The following is an 8,050-nucleotide window of genomic DNA, read 5'->3' on the forward strand; positions in this document are numbered from 1 at the left end:
CCAGTGAAGGACGCCGACCCCTCGCCCATCGTCTTCAGCGTCCAGACCGAGGTACCCGACCCCGAGCCCCACACCGGCCCCACGGTCGGCATCGACCGGGGCATCACCAAGCCCCTCGCCCTCTCCGACGGCACGTTCCGCGAACACGGGGACTGGCTGACGCCGGGCGAGACCGAGCGTCTGCGCCGCCTGGAGAAGGCGTCCGCCCGCAAACGCCATGCCCGCAAGAAGGGCGAGAAGACTTCCAGGCGTCTCGCCCGCACCTATGACCAGATCGCTCAGCTCCGCGCAAAAGCCAAGCGCCGGGCCGTCGACTGGCAGCACAAGACCACCACCGGTATCGCCGAGACGTTCTCCCGGGCCGGAGTGGAAGACCTGGCCATCACCAACATGGTCAAGTCCGCCAAGGGCACCGTGGAAGCCCCTGGTACCCGCGTCCGCCAGAAGGCAGGACTCAACCGCAGCATCGCCGGGGAAGCATGGGGCCGCACGGTCACACTCCTCGAATACAAGATGGCCGACCGAGGCGGCATCGTGGTGAAGGTGCCCGCACCGAACACCTCGCGCCGCTGCTCGGCCTGTGGCTTCATCACCCTCGGCAGCCGGGAGACCCAAGTACGCTTCGTGTGCAAGAACCCCGACTGCGGTTTCGAGTGCAACGCGGACACCAACGCATCAAGGAACATCGATCACGCCGCCGGACTGGCGGTGTCAGGGCGTGGAGCCGTAGCCGATGGGCAGGCCGAGAAGCGTCAACCACCCACTCAGCCGCACGCGGCCTGAGAAGGGATTCCGCCCCGTTCACGGGGCGGAGGAAGTCAAGAGTACGGAATGGTCAGCCCCGGCTGGCTGGCAGATTAGCCGCCGTACAACAGTTCTCCCACCGATCGGCAACTCGTGGAAGGCGAGTTCGGCCACAACGTGTGGCGGGCGACCTGCCACCACGTCACCGATCTCGCGAACATGCAGGTCAGCAACGCGAGACGGGGCTCCGCTGCCGGCCCCGGAGCTGCCGTGTGGCAGTCGACGGCGCACCGGGGCAGGCTGGAGAGCCCAGGGTGACCGTCCGGGGCTCGCAAGCCGCTCTTGCCGCCGTGGGCGGCCACTGCGACCACGGTCTGTCCAGGGAGCGGAACGCATGATTCAGCCAGCCGACATCCGTGAATGGTGCGACCACGACGTCGTCGACCCGAAGGGACGCAAGATCGGCGCGTTGGAAGCGGTCTACGTGGACACCACCACCGACGAACCGGCCATGGCCACTGTCCGGACGGGGCTGCCCACTCGCCAGCGCCTTGTGTTCGTCCCCCTCGACGAGGCGATCGTCGGCCCGGACTACCTCAAGGTCGCGTACTCCAAGGGGCAGGTACGGAAAGCTCCGTCCATCGGCACGGACGGCGTACTGCCCGCCGAGGACGAACCAGCGATCTTCCACCACTACGGCATGACCTACCGCCCCGGCACCAAAGGCGAGCGGCAACTCGCCCGCCGCTGAACCGGCCGCCACACCCGAGGAGACGCTCGCACGATGGCGCGGTGACCGGCGGTGGCCGGTGTCAGCTTCGGGCGGTGGCCGGGCGCTGTCGGGGTCTGAGCCGGGCTGTGGTCGGCCGGTCGGGCGCGGCGGCGGCGACCAGTTGGTCGATGCCGTCTTCCAGCGCGTCGACCACGTCGGGGACCGCCGCCTCGACGGCACCCCGGTCGACGTCCTCACGGTCATAGCTGGAGGACACGAGGCGCTCCACGGCGTCCAGGAGCAGGTCTCGCCCATCGGGATCGGCGAAGTCCCTCGCGAGTGCACCGCCCAGGACTGCCTCGATCCCCATGACGATCTCGTCGTCGGCCACCTCGCGGACCAGGTGGTGGGCGCGCATGACGGCCAGAATCCTGTACAGCGCTCGGGTCGGCGGCTCGAAGCGGTCGGGCGTTCCAATGGGCCGCCCGGCCATCAGCGGGGCCATGTCCGGGTTGTCCAGGCCGGCCGCGATCTCACGCCGGATGACGGTGCCCAGACGCAGGAGGGACGGATCGTCGCGGAGGTCGTCCGCGAGTGCGGCGAAATGCCCGGCGAGCTCGAGCTGGAGAACGGCGTCCCGTAGGCGTGTCTTGGACGGCCAGTAGAGGAAGACCGTCCCCTTGCCGACGCCGGCGCGAGCCGCGATGTCGTCGACCGTCGTGCGGTCCGCGCCGGTCTCACGGAACTGTGTCCTGGCCGCAGCCAGGATCGCTTCCGCTCGGTCCTGTGCCGGACGTGCCACGCCGTCTCTCCTCTCGCCTGCCTGCATGGTAGCTGCCTCCATCTGTTTTTGACCGATATCGTTTTTGCGGTCAATAATGGTGCCCTCGGCATCCACAGGAGAGGACCGACATGAACAAGCCGCGCGCCCTCGTCGTGGGCATGGGTATCGGAGGCCTGGCCACGGCACTGCGCCTGCACGACATCGGCTGGGACACCCTGCTGGTGGAACGCGCCCCCGAACGCCGTGCCTCCGGATACTTCATCGGGCTCTTCGGCACCGGCCGCGCCGCCGCGCAGCGGCTGGGTGTGCTCGATGCCATCGGCAACCGGTACGACGCCACGAGCACGACCTACGACATCGACCGGGAAGGCCGCCGTCGCCGGCCGGGCCTGGGCTACGGCGACCTGCCCGGTTCTCCCCACCTGGTCCTCCGGGGCGACATCGAGGCCGCCCTCTACGACGCCGTCGAGCCCCTGACCGAGATGCGCTTCGCCACGACGCCGCTGGCCATCGACGAGGGTCCCGAGGGCGTGGACGTCACGCTGCGTACGACAGCGGGCGCCACCGTCGACACCACCGAGCGGTTCGACCTCGTCGTGGGGGCCGACGGCCTGCGCTCCACAGTGCGCCGCCTGGCCTTCGGGCCGGACGCCGACCACCTCCAGCCCCTCCACCACATCATCGGCGCCACGGTCCTCAAGAGCCCCGTACCCGGGTACCGGCCCACCGACGGCCTCGTCCTCGCCGAGCCGGGCCGCTCCGCCTGGGTCTTCCCGTTCGCCGACCACCAGCCGACCGTGCTGTTCAACTACCGCACCGACGACGAGGACGCCGAGTTCCGGCGCCCGCCCATCGAGTCACTGCGCCGCGCCTTCGGCCCCGAACCGACCGGAGCCGTGCTGGAGAACCTCCTCCAGCAGTTCGAGGAGGCCGATGACTTCCTCTTCGACTCCACGCACCAGGTGCGGATGCCCACCTGGCACACCGACCGCGTCGTCCTCCTCGGCGACTCGGCCTGGTGCCTGACCCTCTACTCGGGCATGGGCGCCTCCACCGCCCTGGCCGGCGCCGACCTGCTCGGCACCAGCCTGCAGCGCAACCCCGGCAACCCCGCCCGGGCACTGCGCGAGTGGGAGCAGAAGCTGCGGCCCTTCATGGCCACCCACCAGAAGATCGGCCGCAAGGACCTGGTGATGTTCGTTCCCCAGACACCCCGGGACAAGGCGACCCGTACCCTCACGCAGAACCTGCTCGGCAATCCGGTCGGCAAGCGGGCGATGAAGGCCCTCACCGCCAGGAAGTTCCAGGACAAGCTGATCGACATCGCCGCGGCCTGAGCGGCCCGTCAGGCCTCACAGCATGAGTCGGTCGATGGTGATCGGGAGGGAGCGGATGCGGCGGCCGGTGGCGTGGAAGACGGCGTTGCCGATGGCCGCCGCCAGCCCGACCAGGCCGACTTCGCCGACTCCCTTGGTCCCCACCGCGGTTGCCCGGTCGGGTCCGCCGACGAAGAGCACCTCCATGTCGGGAACGTCGGCGTTCACCGGCATCAGGTAGTCCCCGAAGGTGGCGTTGGCGATGCGCCCGGTGACCTGGTCGGTGGCCGTCTCCTCGAACATCGCCTGGCTGATGCCGCCCACTGTGCCGCCGATGATCTGGCTGGTGGCGGTCTTCTCGTTGAGGATGCGCCCGCCGTCGATCGCGGAGACCACCCGTGCCACCCGCAGCAGGCCCAGTTCGGGATCGAGGCGCACCTCGACGAACTTGGCTCCGAAGGCGCCGGAGAGCGCCATCCCCAGCTCCTCGGACTGCGGGGGAGTGCTCCTGCCGTCGGCGCTGAGCTCCTCGAGGCCGTGACGGGTCAGGATCTCCGTGTAGGTCTCACCCTGTGCGGGATCACCGATGCGGTGGATGCGCCCGTCGGTGACGGTCACGTCGTCGAGCGCGGCTCCGTGCAGCGGGGATTCGGTGTCGTCGCGCACGACGTCGAGGAACTCCCGCACCAGGCGTCGACAGGCCGCGTGGACGGCGTTGCCGAGAGCGCCGGTGAGGCCGGAGCCGCCGGCCTGGGGCGCGTACGGCATGTCGGAGTCGCCGAGGTCGAACCGCACCCGGGCGACATCGACGCCGAGCAGCTCGGCCGCCAGTTGGGTCATGACCGTGTAGGTGCCGGTTCCGATGTCGGTGGCGGCGCTGCGCACGTATGCCGAGCCGTCGTGGCGCACCGAGGCACGGGCCTGGCACGGCACTTGGTAGAACGGGTAGGAGACGCCGGCCAGGCCGTAGCCGACGAGCCAGCGGCCGTCGCGCATGGAGCCGGGTTCCGGGGTGCGCCGCGACCAGCCGAACCGCTCGGCGCCCTCCGTGAAGCACTCCCGGAGCGCCTTGCTCGACCAGGGCAGGCCGAGGATCGGGTGCTCCTCGGCGTAGTTGCGCAGGCGGATCTCGAGGGGGTCCATGCCGATGGCGTGGGCGACTTCGTCGAGGGCGGACTCGAGGGCGAAGTTGCCCTGGCCCTCGGCCGGTGCGCGCATGGAGCCCGGGCAGGGAATGTTCAGCCGGGCCTGCCGGTCGCGGGTCAGGACGTTCGGGCAGGCGTAGCCGAGGGCCGAACAGTAGGAGACCGGTTCGTAGTCGTCGTCCTCCATCGCCACCGACGAGATGCCGTGGTGCTCGATGGCCACGAGGTCCCCGTCCCGGGTGGCGCCGATCTTGATCTGCTGGACGCTGTTGGGCCGATGCCCCACGGAGGTGAACATCTCTGGGCGCGTCAGCACCAGTTTGACGGGGCGCCCGACCTCGCGGGCCGCCAGCACCGTGAGGATGACGTGGGACCAGACCCGCAGCCCGGCACCGAAGCCGCCACCGACGAAGGGGGCGAGGACCCTGACGCCGCTCTCGGGGACCTTGAAGATGCCGGCGAGCGAGGTGCGGACGTTGTGCGGCCACTGAGTGGAGTCGTGGACCGTGAGCGAATCGCCGTGCCAGGACGCGACGGTGGCCATCAGGCCGAGCGGGTTGTTGGTGTTGTCGGGGGTGGTGTAGGCCTCGTCGACGACGACGTCCGCCCGGGCGAATCCGGCGGTGACGTCACCGCGCTCGGTGTCCAGCCCCCAGGGGTTCTCGACGATCTCGGCGCGGGGATCGTTCACGTCGAGCAGGGCCTCGGCCGGCTCGTACTCGACGCGTACCAGCCGTGCGGCGTGCCGGGCCTGCTCGGCGCTCTCGGCCACCACGATGCCGATGTGCTGTCCGTAGTGCAGGATGCGATCGTCCTGCAGCGGAGCCGGAGGCGATCCGCCCAGCAGGGTCATCGGGCCGCGTTCCAGCTTCGGCGCGTTCAGATGCGTCACGACGGCCAGCACGCCCGGCGCTGCCCAGGCCCGGGTCACATCGATGCTGCGGATGCGCCCTGCGGCGATGGTGCTGCCCACCAAGGCGGCGTGCACCATACCGGTGAGGGAGAAATCGTTGGGGTACTGAGCCGATCCGGTCACCTTCAGCGGAGCGTCCACGCGGTCCAGGCCCGCACCGACGACCGTGCCGGTTTCGAGAGTGGTCATGACGCTGCTCCTGCAACGGTCTCGAGGGTGCGTACGAGGGTGCGTTTGGCCAACTCGACCTTGAACGCGGTGCCGGGCAGCGGCCTGGCACCCTCCAGGGCCGCTTCTGCCGCCGCGCGGAAGGAGTCGGCGCCCGCGCGGGCGCCACGCAGGACGTCTTCCGCGTCCCACGCGCGCCAGGGGACGGTGCCGACCCCGCCCAGCGCCACGCGCACTTCCTGAATGTGACCGTCCTCGATCACGAGAGCCACGCCGGCCGAGGTCAGCGCGAACTCGTAGGAGACACGGTCCCGGACTTTCAGGTAGTGCGACCGTGCGGTCTCGGGGAGCAGGGGGATCTCGAGCGCAGTGATCAGCTCGCCGTGTTGCAGCACGTTCTCGATGTGGGGTGTGTCGCCCGGCGGGAGATAGAACTGGGTCAGGGGGATCGACCGTGTTCCGTTCGCGCCCCGGACGTGGACGACGGCGTCCAGCGCCACCAGCGGGACGGCGACGTCCGAGGCGTGCAGGGCGATGCAGTGGTCGCTGGTGCCGAGGATGGCGTGCATACGCTGGATGCCCGTGATGGCGGCACACCCGGAGCCGGGGTTGCGCTTGTTGCAGGCGGCGACGGTGGGGTCTCTGAAGTAGCGGCACCGGGCTCGCTGCAGCAGGTTGCCGCCGATGGTGGCCATGTTGCGCAGCTGGGTCGAGGCGCCGAGCAGAAGAGCTTCTCGTACGAAGGGCAGCCGCTCTCTGACGACGGGATCGGCGGCGAGCTCCTCCATCGTCGTGAGGGCCCCGACGCGGACGGTCGTGTCGGTGTGCGTGATGCCGGCCAGCGGCAGCCGGGTGATGTCGATGAGCCGCTCCGGTCCGAGGACCCCGTCCTTCATCAGGTCCAGCTGCGTGGTGCCGCCGGCGAGGAACGACGCGTGCGGATCGGCGCTGACCACGGCGACAGCCTGCTCGGTGTCGGTGGCGCGAACGTAGTCGAAGGGACGCATGGATCAACCCCCCGCCGCAACGTCGCGGATCGCTGCGCGGATGTTCGGGTAGGCGCCACAGCGGCAGATGTTGCCGCTCATGAACTCACGGATCTCTTCCTCCGAGTTCGCGCGTCCCTCGGCGATGAGCGAGACCGCCGACATGATCTGGCCAGGGGTGCAGTAGCCGCACTGGAATGCGTCATGCCGGGCGAACGCCTCCTGCATGGGGTGCAGCTCCCCGCTCGGGCACAGGGATTCCACCGTGGTGATCTCACGGTCCTCGTACTGGGCGGCCAGCGCCAGACACGACACCACACGCTTGCCGTCCACCAACACGGTGCAGGCCCCGCACGCGCCTTGGTCACACCCCTTCTTGGCGCCGGTCAGGCCCAGGTGGTCGCGCAGCGCGTCGAGCAGTGTGACACGTGAGTCGATCTCCAGCCGATGAGCTGTGCCGTTGACAGTGAGAGTGATATCGACCTGAGAGACATCAGGCGGTGACTGGCCGGTCGGGGGTGCCTCGGTTTCCATATGCTTCATGGCGCCTCAATTCTGGGTGAGTGCGCGTCACGCTTCGCCGGCGACTCGGTGGCCGACAAGCAGCAGCCTGGACAACCCGAGAGGGTCCGGCAAGTCGATCAGCTCGGTCAGGTCGAGTCTGCGCACCTCGGTGTCTCCGTCGACGGCGTGTGCCGCCGCCTGCGCTCTGACACGACCTGACCGACGGGACGCCGACGGGGCGCGGCATCGCGAACATGGCCGAATCCGGATCCTGACGGTGAGGCCGGGCCTCTACAGCCGACGTCCCACCCCGCAGTACGCGTCGACGGGCTGGGCCGGGGCCGAGGAGACCGGGCGCCACTCGGGAACCTGGACGACGCCGGGCTCCACCAGTTCGAGCCCGTCGAAGTAGCCGGCGATCTCCTCCACGCTGCGCACGTAGTACGGCACTGCGCCGCTCGCGTTGTACGCCTCCGACGCGGCGATCATGCCTTCGCTGGTGGACGTGCTGTCGCTGATGACCAGATGACTTCCCGACGGCAGTCCCGCCATGAGCCGGCGCACCAGGTCGCGCGCCTGGTCGTAGTCGGCGACATGGCCCAGCGTGTTGAGGATCATCAGGGCGATCGGCCGGGAGAAGTCGAGCGTGCCCTCGGCGGCCTTGAGGACGGCCTCGGGGTCGTACAGGTCGGCGTCCAGATAGGCCGTCCTGCCTTCGGGCGTGCTCGTGAGCAGGGCGTGGGCGTGTGTCAGCACGATGGGGTCGTTGTCGACGTAC

8 protein-coding genes are annotated in these 8,050 nt (G+C 69.5%); 3 read left to right on the forward strand and 5 right to left on the reverse strand.

Annotation, left to right across the window (positions count from 1 at the left end; genetic code table 11):
- Positions 1-783, forward strand: a 783-nt coding sequence (locus StrepF001_RS43250) for an RNA-guided endonuclease TnpB family protein (RefSeq protein WP_129803560.1), incomplete at its 5' end; no start/stop codon positions are given.
- Positions 784-1,138: 355 nt separating this feature from the next.
- Positions 1,139-1,495 (forward strand): PRC-barrel domain-containing protein, encoded by a 357-nt coding sequence (locus tag StrepF001_RS43255; protein WP_129803561.1) that lies wholly within the window; start codon positions 1,139-1,141, stop codon positions 1,493-1,495.
- A gap of 61 nt (positions 1,496-1,556) precedes the next feature.
- Here StrepF001_RS43255 and StrepF001_RS43260 read toward each other — a convergent pair whose 3' ends face one another.
- Positions 1,557-2,258 carry a TetR/AcrR family transcriptional regulator gene (locus StrepF001_RS43260; protein WP_165396572.1) on the reverse strand — a complete coding sequence of 234 codons (702 nt, stop codon included), beginning with the start codon at positions 2,256-2,258 and terminating at the stop codon, positions 1,557-1,559.
- 110 nt (positions 2,259-2,368) lie between these two features.
- On the opposite strand from StrepF001_RS43260, the gene StrepF001_RS43265 reads away from it, so the two are divergent.
- The gene (locus StrepF001_RS43265) at positions 2,369-3,577 is read left to right on the forward strand and encodes an FAD-dependent monooxygenase (RefSeq protein ID WP_129803563.1); all 1,209 of its coding nucleotides are present in this window, start codon (positions 2,369-2,371) and stop codon (positions 3,575-3,577) included.
- Between the two features lie 15 nt (positions 3,578-3,592).
- Here the strand turns inward: StrepF001_RS43265 and StrepF001_RS43270 are convergent, their stop codons facing one another.
- The 4 genes from StrepF001_RS43270 to StrepF001_RS43285 form a co-directional block, all read right to left on the reverse strand.
- Entirely contained in the window at positions 3,593-5,803 is a 2,211-nt protein-coding gene (locus tag StrepF001_RS43270) for a xanthine dehydrogenase family protein molybdopterin-binding subunit (protein ID WP_129803564.1), read from the reverse strand.
- Complete coding sequence (locus StrepF001_RS43275; protein WP_129803565.1) at positions 5,800-6,789, reverse strand: xanthine dehydrogenase family protein subunit M; 990 nt, start codon at positions 6,787-6,789, stop codon at positions 5,800-5,802. Before StrepF001_RS43275 ends, StrepF001_RS43270 begins: the two co-directional genes overlap by 4 nt.
- Before the next feature lie 3 nt (positions 6,790-6,792).
- A complete protein-coding gene (locus tag StrepF001_RS43280) occupies positions 6,793-7,302 on the reverse strand; it encodes a (2Fe-2S)-binding protein (protein WP_206307147.1) in 510 nt (169 codons plus the stop codon).
- A gap of 261 nt (positions 7,303-7,563) precedes the next feature.
- The coding region (locus tag StrepF001_RS43285; protein ID WP_206307146.1) for an SAM-dependent methyltransferase at positions 7,564-8,050 on the reverse strand (487 nt) is incomplete at its 5' end.

Origin of the sequence: Streptomyces sp. F001 (assembly GCF_004187715.1) — a bacterium.
Taxonomy (GTDB): Bacteria; Actinomycetota; Actinomycetes; order Streptomycetales; family Streptomycetaceae; genus Streptomyces; species Streptomyces flavusporus.